We start from the raw sequence: 19,125 nt of genomic DNA on the forward strand, positions 1-19,125 counted from the left end.
TTCAGTATTGGGGGCATAACGATTGGCGAGTGTTAGGGCTGTAGTTAATTGCAAAATAAAAGGCTCAAAGTTATAGAAACTTAGAGCCTTTATAAGCTATCTGCAGGATCGTTCAACCGATCATTTATCTCTTAACTGATCGGCATTAAGCGGTAAGCTTCCTTTTTTATAGTTTCGATATGAGATCTGCATTAACGCCAAAGCTGGTCTTATGCTCTTCAATAACCACTTCACTGCGAGTTTGTATCACGCCGGGCAAGGTTCCTAATTTGGTCGACATAAAGTTCTGGTACGCTTTCATATCCTTGACACGCACCTTAATCATGGTATCGAAGTCACCTGATAGCGAATAACACTCTTCAATTTCCGGCATATCCGCCACAGCTTGAGCAAACTTTTCAAATATTGAAAAACTGGTTTGATCCAAACGAATATGAATGAACACTTGTACATCCAAGCCCAGCTTTTCTGGATTTAGCTCAGCATGGTAGCCCGTAATATAACCTTCTTTCTCCAATCTTTTTACCCGATCAGAACAAGGAGAGGTGGTTAAGTTAACTTGCTTGGCGAGTTCAACAATAGGAAGTCGGCCTTTAAGATTCAAGGCGCGCAGGATCTCGCGATCAATTCTATCTAAATCCATTAACGGCTCATTAAGTTGTTATAGATGCTGAAGGTATTCTAAAACAAAAGCACCGAGCCACAGATAGCGATCATTGAGTTAGCGATAAATTATGTGAAGGTTATGCGATTTTTGCGTCAGAAAAAGCGTCTTGTGCGGTCACAACTTCTGTTTGGCTATTGCAGACCCTGCAAAAGGCCTGCTTTTCCATTTTTACATAGTGGTCACCTTGGAAAACGGTGGCAAAGAAGTTCGCCATATTTTTAACTACCGAGTTATTCTGCGTCTCACAACGCTTCATGACAATTTTATGTGCCGTTTTTTTATCACAACAATGGCAGTACATGTGAGGCATTTCCGTTCGTCCTAAGTGTTAGCGTTATTGATAACTGACATATTTTGAAACCTAGAGTTCATTAAACTCAAACATTAGTTTAGAAAACGTGAGACAAGTTCAATAAATAGTCAATAAACAACAAAAAAGCCCCTAAATTTAGGGGCTTTTCACTCGAACCAATATCAATTAGTCCAGTTCAGCTAAGTGCTTTTTGAACGTGTTGTGCTGCGCTTTCACAGCCTCTTCCGGCTCGCCAGTCGTTAAACTTACACCAACAATAGCAAGAGTCGAGAAAATGATACCAGGGACTATTTCATACACGTCGAACCAGCCACCTGATAACTGCTTCCAAATAACGATAGTCACACCGCCAACCACAATACCCGCAAGTGCACCATTGCGGTTCATTCTTTCCCAGTAAAGGCTAAGGATTAGCGCAGGACCAAATGCAGCACCAAAACCAGCCCATGCGTAAGAAACCAAGCCAAGCACTGAGCTGTCAGGTGTCATCGCTAAAACTAGCGCAACAACTGAGATGCCAACGACGGCAATACGACCAACCATAACAATCTCTTCTGAGCTCGCGTCTTTCTTAAACACTTGCTTGTAAAAATCTTCTGCCAACGCTGAAGAGGAAACCAGTAACTGAGAATCCGCAGTACTCATTACCGCAGCTAGAATTGCAGCAAGTAGGATACCGGCAATAACAGGGTGGAACAGAGAGTTCACCAGAAGCATAAAGATCTTTTCGCCATCATCAATGCTTACACCAGAGTTTGTCACATAGACTAAGCCAACTAGACCTACTAGAATCGCACCTGCCATTGATAGCGCAGTCCAGATCACCGCAATACGACGAGCCGTTGTCAGATCTTTATTTGAGCGAGATGCTTTGAAACGCGCCAGGATATGTGGCTGACCAAAGTAACCTAGGCCCCAAGCCACCAGAGAGATAATCGCAATCGCAGAAAGCGGTTCACCTTTAGAGTCATTCCATAGCGTTAATAGCTCAGGGTTAATCGCGGCAAGATCATTGCCAAGCTGACCGAAACCACCTTCCAACGCAGTAATTGGAACGATCATCAGTGCCGCTGCCATCAGCAGACCTTGCACTAAGTCAGTCCAAGATACCGCCAGGAAGCCACCGAATAACGTGTAAGAGACGACGCAAACGGTGCCAATGATTACTGCCGTGGAGTAATCCAGGCCAAAGACTGTTTCAAATAATTTTCCGCCTGCAACCAAGCCTGAACTGGTGTAGAAAAGGAAGAATAAAAGAATAAAGAAAGCAGAAATAACCTGAATCAGTTTAGATTTATCGTTAAAACGACGAGATAGAAATTCTGGTAAAGTCAGTGCGTCAGTCGTGATACTGTAAGTACGAAGACGTTTAGCATTAATTAACCAGTTCAACCATGTGCCTACCAGTAGACCGCCCGCTAGCCAAAATGCTTCGATGCCTGCTGCGTACGCATAACCCGGCAGACCAAGCAGAAGCCAACCACTCATATCCGATGCACCTGCAGAAAGCGCCGCCGGCCAAGGGCCTAATGAACGACCACCAAGAAAGTAGTCGCTTGAATTTTTTGTACGCTGGTATGCGATGACACCAATGGCAAGCATCAACACCAGATACGCAATAAACGTGGTTGTAATAGCAAAGCTATTTTCCATGTGATTTGTCCTCTTTTGAAAGATCGCCTTCCCTGAATGCCCTCAATACGAGGGCAAATCAATGAAGTTTAGTGGGCTTCGTTTCCGAGCTCTAGCAAGGTCGCATTGCCACCCACTGCTGTTATATTTATTGTTCTTGTACGCTCAGTAATAAAACGGAGCGCCAAATGAGGATCGTGGGCAACAGGAATGCTCACAAGATCCGTTTCAGACGTCAGGCTTACAATTGCGCCCGAACGTTTAGCCAGTTGGCGGTTAATCGTCCTTTCCACCTCTGGACTTCCAACATAACCAATGCTTCGCACGTCCGACTCGAGCAACTGATGATAAGCATCATATGCGGCAAACTGGACAAGGTGAGTTGGAAGTGAAGACTGAACATAGGCAGCCTCTAATACTTGGCAAAGCTCCGCATCATCACTGCATAAGATGACACTATTACCCGCGATCAGCGCAGCCGTTAGTTGCGCAACGACGGATAGCTTCGCTTGCTCTTGAACATCATCCTGAATAACAAGAGCCACACCACGACCCGCGGTGTAAAGTTCGTTGGTTTCGCCTGTAGGGCCGGCCAGACTATGGGTATCAGCAATTAATGCCGACGCTTGATCAATATGGTACGAAACGACCGAAGCCAACTCAGGCTGAACTTGTTGTAAAGCCTGTTTAAAAGCGAGTAGGCACTCACTTTTAGAATCAAAATTAGTTAAATTCCAGTTTTCCCAAGCAGAGAAAGCGTCAGAAAAACGAGTTACTTGATGAACCATAATTACTTCTCCTTGCTCACTCGATTAACAAAACTGTGTTTGCGTAAAACGGTAAAGATAGTGTGGACCACCCGCTTTTGGTCCAGTACCTGATAGGCCTTGACCACCAAATGGCTGCACTCCTACCACCGCGCCAACTTGATCACGGTTGATGTAGCAGTTGCCAACACGAGCATGTTTTTCAATCCAGCGGTAAGTGGTTTCATTTCGGCTATGGATACCCATGGTTAGGCCAAAACCGGTATTGTTTATCTGCTCAACCACCTGAGTGAGCTCACTTGCTTTGAATCGAACGATGTGCAAGATCGGGCCAAACTGTTCTTCTTTAAGACAAGAAATATCACGGATTTCAAAGGCTGAAGGAGCAACGAAGTCACCGTTTTCATGCTCATCCGTAAGCACCAGTTGAGCGACTTTTTTCTCTGTTTCAGTCATAAACTCGATATGCTTTAACAACTTGCTCTTCGCATTGACGTCGATAACCGGACCAACATCTGTCGAATGAAGATAAGGTTTACCAACGCTTAACTCCTCCATCGCCCCCTGGATCAGAGCAACAATGCGATCAGCAATATCTTCTTGAACGTATAGAACACGCAGTGCACTACAACGCTGACCCGCAGAGGCAAACGCAGAGCGAATCACATCTCTCACCACTTGCTCAGGTAATGCTGTACTGTCAACAATCATTGCGTTCTGACCACCCGTCTCCGCAATCAAAGGCACTGGAGCGGCGTCACGTTCTGCTAATGTTTGGTTAATGCGCTGCGCCGTCGCTGTTGAACCAGTGAAAGCGACACCTGCGATGGCTGGGTGTGACGTCAGAGCCGAGCCAATTTCAGCGCCACGGCCTGTTAATAGCTGAATCGTCCCTGCTGGGAATCCTGCGTCGAGCATCAGTTCAACCGCACGAGCCGCGATTAAGCTGGTCTGTTCTGCTGGTTTTGCCACGACTGTATTTCCTGCAACCAAAGCGGCTGTCACTTGGCCAAGGAAAATGGCCAGAGGGAAGTTCCAAGGGCTAATACAAACGAAAACACCACGACCTTGACGAGACACTTGACGAATCTGCCCATCAAAACCATTAATGGTTAGTTCACCTAACGCGTCCACTTGCTTAGCGTAGTAACGACAGAAATCAACCGCTTCACGCACTTCATCGATACTGTCATGAATCGTTTTACCTGCTTCCTGGTGACAAATCGCGACAAGCTCTGCGAGATTCTCTTCCAACAGATCAGCGAGAGCCTCTAGCTTCTCTGCTCGCTGAGCTTTTGGTGATGCTTGCCATGCAGGGAAGGCCTGCTCAGCACCTTCAATCGCTGCCGAAACATGCTCAAGCGTAGCGAACGCAACCTGACCTACTTGAATACGACGGTCGTAAGGAGCGGTGACTTGTTCAGTGTTGATGTTTTCCTTGATCATGCTTTCGGCAAACATGTTGCCATTGATGATCGGACCCGCTAGCCACTGCTTACTTAGAAAACTCTCTACTTCATATTCAAACGGCTTAGCTTCGCTCTCGATATCAATGTTGATACCCAAAGAGTTCTTGCGCTCGTTAAACACGTTGGTTGGAAGAGGAATGCTTGTGTTGTAGAAAGAATCAAACGCATTAAGCATATCTACTGGATGCTGTGTCAGTGTTTCAACAGGGCAACGAGCATCGACCAAGCGATGAACAAATGAGCTGTTTGCACCATTTTCCAGTAAGCGGCGAACAAGATATGGCAACAGATCTTTGTGGCTACCAACCGGTGCATAAATGCGCACGGATTGTTGGTAGGCCGACATCGCATGGTTGTACAGCGAATCGCCCATGCCATGCAGACGCTGGAATTCGAAATCTTTATGCTGAGCCATCACTGCAATCGATGTGACTGTCTGAGCATTGTGGCTAGCAAATTGCGGGAAAATATTACCACGAACATGTTGACTCAAAAGGAATCGAGCACAAGCTAAGTAAGCCACATCTGTCGCTTCTTTGCGCGTATAAACAGGGTAGTTAGTATAACCAGCCTGCTGTGACCATTTGATCTCACTATCCCAGTAAGCACCTTTTACAAGACGCAGAGGAATCATATCTCCCTGCTGCTTCGCTAAGCCATTTAGCCAAACCAAAACAGGAAGCGCTCGCTTAGAGTAAGCCTGCACCACTAGACCAAACTTACCCCAGCCCTTGACCAATTCACTTCGGTACACTTTTTCGAACAATTTGAGGGACAGCTCTAGGCGGTCTGCTTCTTCAGCATCAATGGTAATCGCGACGTCAAGCTCAACCGCTCGACGCAGCAATTGCTGTAAGGTATCGTAAAGTTCTGTCAGAACACGTTGTTCATTCGCAACCTCATAGCGAGGATGAAGTGCTGAAAGCTTAATCGACACAGAAGGCGCTGGACTCACATCTGCAGCATAGTCATCACGGCCTACCGCTTCGATTGCCATTAAGTAATCTTTGAAGTACTTATTTGCGTCAGCGGTGGTAAGTGCCGCTTCGCCTAGCATATCATAAGAGTAAGTGAAGCCCTTATCACGCATGTGACGACCGTTTTTTTGAGCCTCGGCAATGGTACGGCCAAGTACAAACTGGTGTCCCATGACTTTCATTGCCTGATGCATCGCCTTACGGATCACAGGCTCAGACATCTTGTTGACTAGTCGGTTAACCGCGCTTACCGGACTTTGAGATTCGCTATCAGAAAGGCCAACAACTTTACCTGTGAGCATTAAGCCCCATGTAGACGCATTAACAAACACGGAATCAGAATTTTTCAGGTGTGATTTCCAATCTGCCACAGTGAGCTTGTCACGGATTAAAGCATCGGCTGTCGCAGCGTCAGGAATACGCATCAAAGCCTCAGCAAGACACATCAGCAGAATACCTTCTTGAGTATCAAGGCTATACTCCAGTAACAGAGCGTCAATCATCTGAATGGACTTTTTGTCAGCACGAATCGTATTGATCAAATCCGTCGTTTTGATGGCAATCTGCTCTTTCTCTGACTCAGTGGGTGTTGCTAATGGCAGTAGTTGCTTAAGCCATTGTGATTCGTCCACCATATAAAGTGGCGAGATCAACGACCAAAGTTTATCAAGCGGCTGCTCGACAAACTCAGCGTTTAACACATTACTCGCTATAAACATGCGTTTTCCTCAATCTCACACCTGAAATCATTTCAGGTTTTCTACAATGGCATGCAGTGTATTTTGAGCTTGAGAAGAATACTTGTCAAAAACTCCGAGTTTTTTGCTAAAAACTCTGAATATTAACAAAACAAAAACAGAGTCACACTCAATTAAGTAAAACTTTATACCGTTTACATTAGCTTATTTAACCAAATCGTTTCTTGTACTGAGAAGGTGAAATACCTTGGAGACGGGAAAAAGTATGAGTAAAGGTGCTTTGACCTGAAAATCCGGTGAACTCAGCTACCTGTCCCAAAGTGAGATTGCCCTGCTCTATTAGCTGCTTCGCCATGTCGATTCGCTTGCCCAGCACATACTGATGAGGTGTAATCCCCATCTGTTCTTTAAACAAGGAGTGAAACTGACTCTCACCTAAGAACACACTGCCTGCGAGCTGCATCACTGAGATTCTCTGCTTCATGTGCTGCTCGATATAGCGATCTATCGCTTCAAGATCGAAGCGCGATTCTTTACGACTCGCTTCAAAGGCCGACATATGGCGCTGTAATAAAGCCACAACCGTATCACTGCAAGCTCGACTGAGCAGCAAGTCATCTGGGCTAGAATGCATCTCAGCCACTAACATCTGGATAAGCTTCTGGATTTGAGTGTTGAGCTGAAAGTACGTCTCTTTCTGGTTAAGCTCGTTAAGACGCTGCATCATCAAAGCGTCAGATTGCGAAGCAACCGGCATATTGAGTACCAGAATATCAGATTGACCGACGACACCACCGAATGCGTGCCCTGAACCGGATGTCACGACGCAACCTTGCCCAGGACCGACCATATTGCCGTAGCCACCAACTTCAAACTCCGCTTGACCACGTAAACCGATCACCACCTGAGTATAGTCGTGCACGTGACATTCCATATACGAAGGCAACGTAACCAATTGAGCTGGTTTTGGTGACAATTCTTTGGCAGTGGATGATTCACTTAGCGGCTTATTGGATGATGACATAGAGACACACAGTCAAATTACATGTTCGATAAGCCATGATATACCAGAAGTGACGCAACTCGAAAATTGAATTGTTTGATTATAAAAATGGTTGCATTTACCATCGTCAACAAACAGAAAATGATCGGGGCGAACTGCTGAAAATCTGGTCATTTGTCGTACTGGAAGAATGATCAAGTGCACATAAATTACGGCTTATGTCACTTCTATCGATTTTCGTTATTCCTGATCGAGAATCTTTACTTGCATATTTCTTCAATCAGCCCAAAATGGATGATGTACCACCTAAGTTTATCTCGATTTATGATAAGCTTAGGTAATTCGCTCTATTATTTAGTGTGAATAGAAGGAAGAAATAGACCTTTTCAAGGCACCTTTGCAATGGACTGTCAAAAGTTTGTCTTTTTTTCTATATAAAGTGCACTATTTGATTGATATGCACTATGTTTGACTATTTTTTATTGGTTATTAAACGTTAATTGTTGCAGGGACTTATGATCATACGTCGCATGCCAGCGCTTTTGCTTGCGCTAAGCCCTCTTTGGGTTTCGACTTCGATTTTCGCAGAAGAAAATGTACAGGGTGACCCTGTTTCTGAAATCGAAGTTAAGTTAGAAAATAAAGAAGCAGAAATGGGCACGATGGCTGCGGAGTTTAACTCTGAAGCTGATCGTCTCCAGCAACTTCAGAATGATAGAACTAAGCTGAAACGCAATGAGGAAGAGCTCAATGCAAAGCGCAATCGCACTAAGTCAGCTCTGGACAAACAGTATAACCGTCTTTTAGATGATCCAGATATTGACCTAGTTTCATTCCAGAAAGCTTACCTAGATGTGTGGACTGAAGTGAAAGATAACCAGTCTGCACTATTGGAAAACCAACAAGCGATAACTGAAAGTGAAATGCGCCTCTCACAAGTAAAACAGAAGCAAGCCCGTCTAACTTCTGAGCTTTCTTACTTACAAGAGCAGAAAGTGGAAGCGCGTGTAAAACGTATTTCTGCTGAGCTACGCGAAAGTGATGTACTCGAAACAAGTTACAAAACAACTTGTTCATCGACCATGACTTTGGGCGAGTGTGCTAGCCAGGGTCAATACCTGACTAAACAGAAAGCCGTCAAAGCGTTCAAAGCAAAACTGATGGATCGTTTGACGGAGTCAAACCTAGCAAAGCAAAATGCCAAAGGCGTTCAGTTGAAAGTTCATGTTCAAGAGAGCCAGCTCATCCGCTCTGGTTTTGAAGGCAACAATAGCTACTTCACTCAATTGCAATTGCAATTGCAGGCGCGTCCAGAGGCCTCCGCGGCTTGTAAACTACTTAACGTTTCAACTCGTTACTGTCTAAAAGGCAGTGAAGAAGAGAAAACCGCTAAGAAAGACAAGAACTGGGTGAATGTGACCGTTCGTTCAGATCAATATGATGATTCCGTAGTTATCAATGGCATTAACTATGGCAGCACGCCAGTAGAAGTTGTTCTACCACGTGGCCAACATCAAGTTACAGTGTCGAAAAATGGTTTTCAGACATACAATCGCGTGATCACTGTCAATGCAAATGACACTGTTTGGGTTAAGCTACGTCCAAATGGATAACGGCTAAAAAAACCTACCGGATTCACAAAGATGAGCTAAAACGCCATTTTGACCCTAAGTTATCAACAGATAACTTAAGACAAGATGGCGTTTTCGTTTAAAATACCCAATTAATCAATAATTAGATGTAGAAGAAAGACGATGCGTCCAGGTTTATCAATCCTTTTATTAGCATTATCTCCTTGTTTGCTTATATCTCCCGCTTCCGCACAGGAAGCGAACATGTCGGTCATTCAGATCGACGATAAGCTTTTTAGCAAACACGATGAGTTAACGTCTGCACAAAAAGCCTCAGACGAGCAGCAAGCTCTGTTTAATAAGCAGCAAGCCGAATTAAAGTCTCTGCAACAAACGGCCAAATCCCTTGATAAGTCGTTTGCGAGTGCCAAGAATAAGCTTGAAATGGATTATCAACGTATGATTGATGATCCCAATGTTGACCTAGCTGCATCTCAGAAGGCCTATCAAGATGCTTGGTCGTCAGTGAAGCAAAATCAAAAGGCACGTCTTGACGCTGAACAAAAGCTTGAGGAAGAGCGAGCGAATCTCGCTACTCGTAAAGCAGAAGCCGATGCAATTAAGCTTGCTATTGCAGAATTGGACGAACAAAAACTTCGTGCCAGAGTCGAACAGCTCAAACTTGAACTGGAACAGCCACAGAAAATTTCGGTCAGTTTCACTAACCGCTGCCAAGCCTCTTTAACTTTGGCGCAATGTGATCAGCAAACCAAAGAGCTAGCTTTGCAGAAAGCGGTTAAGCAATTTCGCGGTGAGATTGTTGAACAAACCAGCGAAAGTTCACTGGTCAAGCGCAACATCAATGATGTCGCTCTTAACATCCACGTTGTCAAACACATTACCACCGAACAGGGCTTCTACGATGGTATTCGTTACCGAACACTAATGGATGTAGAGCTTGAGGCTCGTCCTAAAGCAAAAGTAGCCTGTGAGCTTCTGCAAATCGATAGTCAATACTGTTTTGCGCCTGGAGCAGCAGGAAATCAGCAGTTCCAAGATGACCAAGAGATCGCTTGGGTCACACTCGCTATTCGCTCTAACCAATACAACGACAGCGTAACGATCGATGGCGTTTCTTATGGCAGTACTCCTGTAGAAATCATGCTACCAATAGGTATCCACGACATTACGATTGAGAAAGAAGGCTACAAGTCATACAGCCAACAACTTTCCGTTAACGCGGATACGTCTTTACGTGCGGTACTGACTGAAAAAGCCAACCCGCTACGCGCTGGTGCTAAATTTGCTGATGGCTTGGCAAGCAGCGGTCACGCACCGGAATTGATCACCATTCTCCAAGGTATTTACTACACTGGAGAGAAGGCTTCTAACCAAGTTTCACTTGATCATGCTTTCGGTATTGGCGCGACACCTGTCACCGTCAGTCAATTTGCAACCTTCGTTGAACAAACCAATTACCAAACCGATGCCGAGCTAAAAAACACCTGTACCACGCTAGCTCAAGGCGAAGTAACACCAATTCCAAACAGCAGTTGGCGAGATCCTGGGTTCAAACAATCGCCTAATTCACCGGTTGTGTGTGTGAGCCAAAACGATGCCGTCTCTTACACTAATTGGTTGCGTAAGCAGACCGGCGCTTCTTACCGCCTACCAACAGAAGAAGAGTGGGAAATTGCGGCACGTGCTGGCAGCCAAGATAAATACTGGTGGGGTAATGAATTTGCACCAGGTGAAGCAAACACTGGCTGGAGTGGCACTCCTTGGTCAAACCAAAGCACTGCGCCCGTTAGCGCTTTCAAACCTAATCAGTTAGGCGTTTATGATGCGGTCGGCAATGTTTGGCAGTGGACAAGCAGCCCGAGAGGTATTGCTAAAGGCGGTGCGTGGAACTTCTCACCAGATATGGCTGCAGCAGACAAGCAGCTATACCTTTCACCATTCTCTGCCGCTAACTACTTAGGTTTCCGAGTCGTTAGAGACATTAACTAGTTATATTAGGGGGGGGGATTTCCCCCCTTTTTATCTTATTCTCTTCAGATACAATCATTACCGAGTGGGATTTATCCATCCTCCTCGGTATCAATTGATATGTCTATGCTCAGTAATTTACTGAGTGCATAGAACCTCTTCTACACGTCGACAAGATTTATCTTGTGTTTGCCAGTCATCCTACGGTGCCTGGCATTTTTTATCGTACAGCACATGTGACTTTGGTATCATACTCACTCTGTTTAGTAAGAAGTTTTTTTAAGTGAACGAGTAGCAAGTCTCTTTATTCCGTCAACTCCCCGGTTTCTGGGGATGCAAAGACCTCAACTCTGTCTTTGTTTATGCTAACACTGCTTATGCCAAACTGATCGGTTTCGAGAAGCCACAAGATTGTATTGGCCTTACCGACTTTCAAATGCCCAGTCCCACATCTCACTGCGCTGCTGATTTTGTTAAACAAGATCGGTATGTCATTGAAAACAATACGTCCTTGAGAGTTCTCGATATTCACCCATACCCAGATGGCAGTTGGCGTGCGCATTTATTTACCAAAATCCCATGGCTAGATGATTCAGAAAAGATTCAAGGGACCATTTTTTATGGGCAAGAGTTGTCTGATACCGCAATTCTAGAAGTGGGTCACTGGATATGTCGCGCGACAGGTTTACCGCCTGAAAGTAATCTTATAGCTGAAACACCGACGACAACACGCTTTGATCTCAAACTGACTAACCGAGAATCAGAAGCGCTGTTTTTACTGCTCTATGGTAAGAAACCCCACTACATCGCCACAATCATGAACATCTCGATAAAGACATTAGAAAGCTATGTCGCGAGACTGCGAGTAAAGTTTGGCGCTCACTCTAAAGCACAATTGATCGATATGGCTTTAGAGCAGGGATATGGGTCTCACATACCTAAGACGCTATTAAAAAGACAGCTGTCTGTCGCCCTAGATAATGAATACGCCGCATAAAGCGGCGTATTTTTTTATGGTGCTAAGCGGTCAATATGCCACTCTTCAGCTTGTTTTGAAAACAAGAAGCGGTCGTGAAGGCGATGCTCACCGCCCTGCCAAAATTCGATACTTTGCGGCTTAATTCGAAATCCGCCCCAGAAACTCGGTACAGGGATTTCGCCTTTTTCAAACTTTTGTTTGAGCTCTAGAAACTTACCTTCTAACACGCCACGAGCACTAATACGGCTACTTTGCTTACTGGCGATTGCCGCCAACTGACTTGCTTTGGGACGAGAAGAGAAGTACTTCATGTTTTCGACAGCAGATAGCTTTTCAGCCACACCCGTAATATGCACTTGACGCTCGAGAGGATGCCAAGGGAAATGCAGGCTAACTTTTGCGTTCGCTTCAATCTGCTGGGCTTTACGGCTACCAAGGTTGGTATAAAAAACGAAACCATCTTGATTGACATCTTTTAGTAACACAATTCGTTGGAAAGGTTGCCCTGATGCATCCACCGTTGCGACCGTCATTGCCGTTGGATCAGTCAGCTTAGCGTCGATCGCTTGCTGAAGCCATAAATCGAATTGGGCAATCGGGTCCGCTAGCAAGTCTTTTCTGCGCAAGCCACCTTTGGTGTACTCACGGCGAATATCTTCAAGTTCCATCTTTTCTCCTTGGCGAATTTTTTTGTCGATTGTGCGCCCTTAATTACAAGAACTCAAGCCTAGCACGATGGATAACGCTACACTCTATACAAACTAGCTATTAAAACATCGCTATATATCAATTAGGGGAACAAAACTGACAGCAAATCCTTAACATTTTAGGCAATGAATAATAAAATCAATCAAATAACACCATTTTACAAGGATCACCAATGAGTAAGAGCAGTTACAACAAGCTTACTCCTGACGAGCTGGATTACGTTGACGATAAAACAGCCGCTCTATTGCTAAATACGCCAAGCAGCGCTCGCATCATGCTGTGGGTAATGGTGGTCTTTTTCGTGTTTGCCATTCTATGGGCATCATGGGCAGAGATCGATAAAGTGACCGTCGGTCAAGGCAAAGTTGTGCCATCATCACAAGTTCAGGTCGTACAAAACCTTGAAGGAGGTCTGGTAAAAGAGATCTTGGTTCGCGAAGGACAAACGGTTGAGAAAGGTCAGCAGCTATTGCTTATCGATGATACTCGATTCCGCTCAGACTACCGTGAACGAGAGCAACAGGTTGCCAACTTAACCGCAAGCGTTCTGCAACTTTCAGCCTCAATCACCAGTGTCGATATCGATGAGGAGTTCAACGAAAATAATTGGCAAAAAAACGTCCAATTGAATTTTAATAAACTTGCTTTCCCACCCACTTTAAGTGAACTGCAACCAGACTTAGTTGCACGTCAGCGCGCTGAATATCGCCAAGATCTTAATAATCTTCGTAACCAAATCTCACTGATTGACCAACAGGTAAAGCAGAAACAACAGGATCTGGTTGAAATTCAGGCACGAATTAAAAACCTGCGTGAAAGCTACCGCTTTGCAAAAAAAGAGCTGGAAATTACCCAGCCTCTCGCGGATGAAGGGGTTGTACCGCGTATTGAGTTGCTCAAGCTTCAACGCCAAGTCAACGATACTCAACGTGAGTTAACTTCAAGTGAGCTAAAAATGCCGGTGCTTAAATCAGCAATTCGAGAAGCGATGTTGAGCCGCATCGACGCTGCGCAGAAGTTCCGCTCTGAGCAACAAGAAAAACTCAACCAAGCACAAGACAAGTTATCGTCGATGACGGAGTCAACGGTTGGACTTGAAGATAGAGTAAACCGTACAGTCGTGACCTCACCTGTCACGGGTACAGTAAAAACACTCAACGTCAATACTGTCGGTGGCGTTATTCAACCAGGTATGGATATTGTTGAAATTGTCCCGAGCGAAGATACCTTGCTGGTTGAAGCAAAGATTGCTCCCCAAGATATTGCGTTTCTACGTCCAGAGTTACACACCATCGTTAAGTTTAGTGCGTATGATTTCACTAAATACGGTGGTCTAGAAGGCACCTTGGAACACATCAGTGCAGATACCACCACTGATGAAGAGGGCAACAGCTTTTATCTGGTTCGTATTCGTACTAAAGAAACCAGTCTTGACAAAGATAACACCTTGCCAATCATACCTGGTATGACGGCTTCGGTAGACATTATTACTGGTAAACGCACCATCCTTGAATATCTGCTCAAGCCGATACTCAGCGCCCAAAACAACGCGCTAAAGGAATAGATGTATGGTCAATTACGTAGGGATGCACGCTTGAAAGCTCGCTTCATATTGAAGTCAGCATTAGTAGTCACACTACTTTTGCTGGCATCAACCACCTCGTTTGCTCTTAACACTCAAGAGCAACGTTGGATTGATGCTGTGCGTAAAACTTACGGCGAGCGCGCAGGGAGACGCGTTGAGACATGGCGCAAAGAGATGTCTCAATACAAATCGCTGTCTGAGCGTCAGAAACTGACTAAGGTCAACAATTTCTTCAACCAACTCAATTTTGTCAATGACATTAACTTGTGGGGACAAAATGATTATTGGGCAACACCCCTCGAATTTCTTGGCAGTAATGCGGGGGATTGTGAAGACTTTACCATCGCTAAATATTTCTCCCTGCTAGAACTTGGCGTTTCCGACAAAAAATTACGCTTAGTGTACGTAAAAGCTATCGAACTGAATCAATTCCATATGGTGCTCGCCTACTACTCAAAGCCAAGTGCAGAGCCCATACTGTTAGACAATATCAACCCAGAAATAAAACCAGCTTCAACGCGACGAGATCTGTTACCTATCTACAGTTTTAACGGTAAGAACTTGTGGTTAATGAAGTCGAAAAACGGACAACTCGCGGGGGAATCATCGAGGTTAAGCCTATGGAATGACCTACGTGCTCGCGAGAAATCGCTCAAACTTAATAAACCCATAGTTAACTATGATGAGTAGGCAATATGACGTTATATAAACAACTTGTCGCGGGCATGATTGCGGTGATTTTGATGTTATTGATTTCGGTGTTTATCATCGAATTCAACACAACACGAAGTAACCTCATTCAACAACAACGCTCTGAGGTGAACAACACCATCAATACCGTGGGGTTGGCTTTAGCTCCCTATTTGGAAGACAAGGACCAAGTGGCCGTTGAATCAGTAATCAATGCGCTTTTCGATGGCAGTAGCTATTCGATTGTGCGCCTGATCTTCCTAGACACTGGCGATGAAATACTCCGTTCATATCCGATCAAACCAAACAATGTGCCTAAGTGGTTTACTAACCTTAACTTGTTTGAGAAGATCCATGATCGTCGAGTCGTGACCAGTGGCTGGATGCAACTTGCCGAAGTTGAGATTGTGAGTCACCCTGGGGAAGCCTACACCCAGCTATGGCTTGCATTTGAGCGTCTAGTGATCGCATTCTGTATCATCATGCTCATTGGCTTGTTCTCTATCTCATTCATCCTCAAGCGTGCGCTGCGCCCTCTTCAACTTATCGTCAATAAGATGGAACAGGTTGCTAAAAACCAGTTTGGCGAGCCGCTACCAAGACCTGCAACCCAAGATCTCATCTATGTTGTCGATGGTATCAACAGCATGTCGGCACAACTTGAAAAGTCCTTCCAAGCTCAAGCAAAAGAAGCACAACAACTGCGTGAACGCGCCTATATCGACCCAGTTTCACAACTGGGTAACCGCGCATACTATATGAGCCAACTTAATTCTTGGATTGGTGAAGGGGGTATTGGTGGTGTGGCGATTTTAGAAGCGAGTTTTATCCGCGAATTGTATGATGACAAAGGCTACGAAGCAGGTGATGGCATGGTTCGTGAGTTAGCCGATCATCTTAAAGTTTCTCTCTCTTCACCAAATGTGACAATCGCGCGTATCTCTACGGAAGAGTTTGGTTTCATCTTACCGAATACCGAAGAACCCGATCTCAAACTCATCGCAGAAAGTATCGTTACTTATGTCCAAGATATTAATGCCGACCCAACTGGTATGGCTACGTCTAACTTGGCGTTAGGTGTTGTTTACAACAAAGCCTCCACCAGCTCGTCTGAATTGTTAACCATGCTCGACAACGCTCTGGCCAATGCAAAATCAAATCCAGAGCTGAGCTATGGTTACGTCACAGGCGAACGCAGCGAAGGACTGATGGGTAAACAGCAGTGGAAAAACTTGGTGGAAGAGGCCATCAGCAACGATTGGTTCAGTTTCCGCTTCCAGGCCGCTAATGACAGCTGGGGTAAGGCTTACCACCGAGAAGTGTTCTCTGCGATTGAGAAAGATGGCGAGCGATACAGTGCAAACCAATACCTTTTCGCTCTTGAACAGCTTAACGCCAGTCATCTGTTCGATGAGTACGTTATCGAATCTATTGTCAAAAGACTTGAATCTGGAGAGTTTGAAGAGCCGATTGCCATCAACATTGCACAGAGCAGCATTTCACAACCAAGCTTTATTCGCTGGGTAACGCAACTGCTTAACAAGCACAATTCTATCGCGTCATTACTGCACTTTGAGATTCCAGAAAACTGCTTTATCAACTCTCCACACCATACGGCGCTATTCTGTAATGCCGTCCGTGCTGCTGGCGCAGATTTTGGTGTTGACAACTATGGACGTAATTTCCAATCATTGGATTACATCAATGAATTCCGTCCAGCTTATGTGAAGCTTGATTACTTGTACACGCATCACCTTGATGATGAGAAACAGAAGTTCACTCTGACTTCGATCTCTAGAACCGCCCATAACTTGGGGATAAAAACCATTGCATCGCGTGTCGAAACTCAGACACAGCTGGATTTCTTATCAGAACACTTTATTGAAGTCTTCCAAGGCTTTATCGTAGATAAATAACAATATAAAGGTATAGCATGCAGGATCCGCTATTAAACTCGCTTATCTACGTCAGTCGATACTACGGTTTAGCAAACTCCCCAGAGGCACTCATCAATGGCTTACCGCTTTCAGACGGTAAGCTAACCCCTTTTCTTTTCCCGCGTTCCGCTGAACGCGCAGGCTTAGTAGCGAAAGAAAACCGATCGGCATTGACCGACATATCTCAATTAGTCCTTCCGGTGGTGTTGATACTTAAAAGTGGCGATGCTTGTGTATTGAACAGCATTAATGACGATAGCAGCGAAGCCGAAATCGTAACCGGAGCGTCAGGCTTGGTACCCATTTCAATTCCACTCAAGGAATTGGAACAGCTCTACATAGGACGCTACTTTCTGGTTAAAAAGCAGTTCCGCTATGACGAACGCTCCCCAGAAGTACTCAAGACGCGTGAAGGGCACTGGTTTTGGGGAACTATCTGGCAATCGAAAAAGATCTATCGCGATGTACTTATCGCCTCGGTTCTAATCAACTTATTCGCCATCGCCGCGCCAATGTTTACTCGTTTGGTCTACGACAAAGTCGTGCCTAACCTAGCGTTTGAAACCTTGTGGGTTTTGGCCAGCGGTATCTTTGTCATCTTCTTGTTTGACTTAACACTCAAGTTACTGCGCAGCTACTTTATTGATGTAGCCGGTAAGAAATCCGACATACTGATCTCCTCGAAACTGTTCAGCAAGGTAATGGGAATTCGAATGGAAGCTCGTCCGGCTTCTGTCGGTGCCTTCGCCCGACATTTGCAGGAGTTTGAATCGATTCGTGAGTTCTTTACTTCGGCGACTATAGGCTCTTTGATTGACCTGCCTTTCGCGATTCTGTTCCTGATCTTGATCTGGCTGATGGCAGGTAACTTGGTGATCGTGCCTATCGTCGGTGTATTAATTCTGGTTATTTACTCACTACTGATCCAAGGTCCGCTTCGACACACCATCGAAGAGGGCTCACGCTTAGCGTCGCAGAAGTATGCCAACCTGATTGAGAGCTTGTCTGGCCTAGAAACGGTCAAACTGTTTGGTGCACAAAGCCAGTTCCAGTTCCGCTGGGAAGAAGCAGTGGCTCACATGGCGAACTGGAACATTAAGAGCCGCAGAATCACAGATGGTATTCAAAATACCGCAGGCTTCGTTCAACAGGCATCCAACGTCGGTATGATTATACTGGGTGTTTACTTGATCGCAGAAGGAGACCTAACAATGGGTGGCCTAATCGCGGCGACTATGCTCAGTGGCCGAGCAATTGGTCCTATGGTCCAACTGTCTTTGCTATCGACCCGCTACAACCAAGCAAAATCGTCAATGACCATCATTGAGCAGGTGATGTCGATGCCGGATGAACAAGAACAAGGTAAACGTTACATTCACCGCCCTATCATCCATGGCAAGATAGAACTGGATAAGGTGACGTTCCACTATCCAGATTCACCAATAGCCTCTATCCGTGATTTAAGTTTGACCATCAACCCAGGTGAAAAAGTCGCCGTTATTGGTCGAATAGGTTCCGGTAAGACCACGCTAGAGCGATTGATTATGGGGCTTTACAAGCCGACCGAAGGTCATGTACGTATCGATGACACCGATATTGATCAGCTGCACCATATTGATATTCGCCGTAACATTGGCTGTGTGCCGCAAGATAGTCAATTGTTCTATGGCAGTATCCGCGACAACATTACTCTTGGTCGACCGTTAGCAGACGACCGTGATGTACTCGATGCAGCGAACCGTGCTGGTGTTACCGTGTTTACTCAGCAGGACCCTGCCGGTTTAGAGAGACAAGTCGGTGAAGGTGGTATGTTGCTATCTGGCGGTCAACGTCAGGCAGTAGCCATTGCCCGTTCACTGCTCGGTCGTCCTCCAGTATTGCTGATGGATGAGCCTACCAGTGCGATGGATAACCGCTCAGAAATGCACATTAAGCAGCAACTAGCCCAACTTAAGGCGAGTGAAACCTTGATTTTAATTACCCACAAGACGTCGATGCTTGATGTGGTTGACCGCGTCATTGTGATGGAAAAAGGCTGTATCATTGCAGACGGTCCGAAATCGGAAGTTCTTAATAATCTGAAGCAAGGTAAAGTGAGAGCCGTCAACTAGTTAGTTGTTCTGGCTAAATTTACACCATT

At 45.2% G+C, this 19,125-nt stretch carries 13 protein-coding genes and 1 pseudogene; 7 read left to right on the forward strand and 7 right to left on the reverse strand.

Annotation, left to right across the window (positions count from 1 at the left end):
* Positions 1-166: 166 nt before the first annotated feature.
* The 6 genes from QTN95_RS16150 to QTN95_RS16175 all read right to left on the reverse strand — a co-directional run bounded on the left by QTN95_RS16150 (position 167) and on the right by QTN95_RS16175 (position 7,547).
* Positions 167-643: an Lrp/AsnC family transcriptional regulator gene (locus QTN95_RS16150; protein ID WP_004744557.1), complete on the reverse strand. Its 477-nt coding sequence runs from the start codon at positions 641-643 to the stop codon at positions 167-169.
* Between the two features lie 100 nt (positions 644-743).
* A complete protein-coding gene (locus QTN95_RS16155; RefSeq protein WP_138970882.1) occupies positions 744-977 on the reverse strand; it encodes a hypothetical protein in 234 nt (77 codons plus the stop codon).
* A 168-nt stretch (positions 978-1,145) separates the two neighbouring features.
* Entirely contained in the window at positions 1,146-2,633 is a 1,488-nt protein-coding gene (putP, locus tag QTN95_RS16160; RefSeq protein ID WP_331418166.1) for a sodium/proline symporter PutP, read from the reverse strand.
* A 68-nt stretch (positions 2,634-2,701) separates the two neighbouring features.
* Entirely contained in the window at positions 2,702-3,400 is a 699-nt protein-coding gene (locus QTN95_RS16165; RefSeq protein ID WP_331418167.1) for a 1-pyrroline-5-carboxylate dehydrogenase, read from the reverse strand.
* Between the two features lie 24 nt (positions 3,401-3,424).
* Positions 3,425-6,544 (reverse strand): bifunctional proline dehydrogenase/L-glutamate gamma-semialdehyde dehydrogenase PutA, encoded by a 3,120-nt coding sequence (gene putA, locus QTN95_RS16170; protein ID WP_331418168.1) that lies wholly within the window; start codon positions 6,542-6,544, stop codon positions 3,425-3,427.
* A 187-nt stretch (positions 6,545-6,731) separates the two neighbouring features.
* A complete protein-coding gene (locus tag QTN95_RS16175; RefSeq protein ID WP_331418169.1) occupies positions 6,732-7,547 on the reverse strand; it encodes an AraC family transcriptional regulator in 816 nt (271 codons plus the stop codon).
* A 494-nt stretch (positions 7,548-8,041) separates the two neighbouring features.
* Between QTN95_RS16175 and QTN95_RS16180 the strand changes: the two genes are divergently transcribed.
* The 3 genes and pseudogenes from QTN95_RS16180 to QTN95_RS16190 form a co-directional block, all read left to right on the forward strand.
* Positions 8,042-9,139 carry a PEGA domain-containing protein gene (locus tag QTN95_RS16180; protein ID WP_331418170.1) on the forward strand — a complete coding sequence of 366 codons (1,098 nt, stop codon included), beginning with the start codon at positions 8,042-8,044 and terminating at the stop codon, positions 9,137-9,139.
* Between the two features lie 141 nt (positions 9,140-9,280).
* Positions 9,281-11,107: an SUMF1/EgtB/PvdO family nonheme iron enzyme gene (locus tag QTN95_RS16185; protein ID WP_331418171.1), complete on the forward strand. Its 1,827-nt coding sequence runs from the start codon at positions 9,281-9,283 to the stop codon at positions 11,105-11,107.
* Between the two features lie 274 nt (positions 11,108-11,381).
* Positions 11,382-12,083, forward strand: a pseudogene (locus QTN95_RS16190) (helix-turn-helix transcriptional regulator); the annotation flags it as partial.
* Positions 12,084-12,097: 14 nt separating this feature from the next.
* Here QTN95_RS16190 and pdxH read toward each other — a convergent pair.
* On the reverse strand, positions 12,098-12,733 hold the full coding sequence (gene pdxH / locus QTN95_RS16195; RefSeq protein ID WP_331418172.1) for a pyridoxamine 5'-phosphate oxidase: 636 nt from the start codon (positions 12,731-12,733) through the stop codon (positions 12,098-12,100).
* Positions 12,734-12,945: 212 nt separating this feature from the next.
* Between pdxH and QTN95_RS16200 the strand changes: the two genes are divergently transcribed.
* From QTN95_RS16200 to QTN95_RS16215, 4 genes are read left to right on the forward strand one after another with little or no spacing between them, the layout of a single operon-like run.
* Positions 12,946-14,337, forward strand: coding sequence for an HlyD family type I secretion periplasmic adaptor subunit (locus tag QTN95_RS16200; RefSeq protein ID WP_331418173.1), 1,392 nt, complete (start codon positions 12,946-12,948; stop codon positions 14,335-14,337).
* Positions 14,338-15,048, forward strand: a complete 711-nt coding sequence (locus QTN95_RS16205) for a transglutaminase-like cysteine peptidase (protein ID WP_426950829.1) — start codon at positions 14,338-14,340, stop codon at positions 15,046-15,048.
* Between the two features lie 5 nt (positions 15,049-15,053).
* Positions 15,054-16,964 (forward strand): bifunctional diguanylate cyclase/phosphodiesterase, encoded by a 1,911-nt coding sequence (locus QTN95_RS16210; protein WP_331418174.1) that lies wholly within the window; start codon positions 15,054-15,056, stop codon positions 16,962-16,964.
* Positions 16,965-16,981: 17 nt separating this feature from the next.
* A complete protein-coding gene (locus tag QTN95_RS16215) occupies positions 16,982-19,096 on the forward strand; it encodes a type I secretion system permease/ATPase (RefSeq protein WP_331418176.1) in 2,115 nt (704 codons plus the stop codon).
* Positions 19,097-19,125: the final 29 nt, after the last annotated feature.

The sequence above is a fragment of the Vibrio sp. M260112 genome, from assembly GCF_036533775.1.
Lineage (GTDB): Bacteria > Pseudomonadota > Gammaproteobacteria > Enterobacterales > Vibrionaceae > Vibrio.

Coding starts and splice junctions, on each gene's coding strand:
- QTN95_RS16150 (WP_004744557.1), bottom strand. CDS start 643: ATGGATTTAGATAGAATTGATCGCGAGATCCTGCGCGCCTTGAATCTT.
- QTN95_RS16155 (WP_138970882.1), bottom strand. CDS start 977: ATGCCTCACATGTACTGCCATTGTTGTGATAAAAAAACGGCACATAAA.
- putP (WP_331418166.1), bottom strand. CDS start 2,633: ATGGAAAATAGCTTTGCTATTACAACCACGTTTATTGCGTATCTGGTG.
- QTN95_RS16165 (WP_331418167.1), bottom strand. CDS start 3,400: ATGGTTCATCAAGTAACTCGTTTTTCTGACGCTTTCTCTGCTTGGGAA.
- putA (WP_331418168.1), bottom strand. CDS start 6,544: ATGTTTATAGCGAGTAATGTGTTAAACGCTGAGTTTGTCGAGCAGCCG.
- QTN95_RS16175 (WP_331418169.1), bottom strand. CDS start 7,547: ATGTCATCATCCAATAAGCCGCTAAGTGAATCATCCACTGCCAAAGAA.
- QTN95_RS16180 (WP_331418170.1), top strand. CDS start 8,042: ATGATCATACGTCGCATGCCAGCGCTTTTGCTTGCGCTAAGCCCTCTT.
- QTN95_RS16185 (WP_331418171.1), top strand. CDS start 9,281: ATGCGTCCAGGTTTATCAATCCTTTTATTAGCATTATCTCCTTGTTTG.
- pdxH (WP_331418172.1), bottom strand. CDS start 12,733: ATGGAACTTGAAGATATTCGCCGTGAGTACACCAAAGGTGGCTTGCGC.
- QTN95_RS16200 (WP_331418173.1), top strand. CDS start 12,946: ATGAGTAAGAGCAGTTACAACAAGCTTACTCCTGACGAGCTGGATTAC.
- QTN95_RS16205 (WP_426950829.1), top strand. CDS start 14,338: ATGTATGGTCAATTACGTAGGGATGCACGCTTGAAAGCTCGCTTCATA.
- QTN95_RS16210 (WP_331418174.1), top strand. CDS start 15,054: ATGACGTTATATAAACAACTTGTCGCGGGCATGATTGCGGTGATTTTG.
- QTN95_RS16215 (WP_331418176.1), top strand. CDS start 16,982: ATGCAGGATCCGCTATTAAACTCGCTTATCTACGTCAGTCGATACTAC.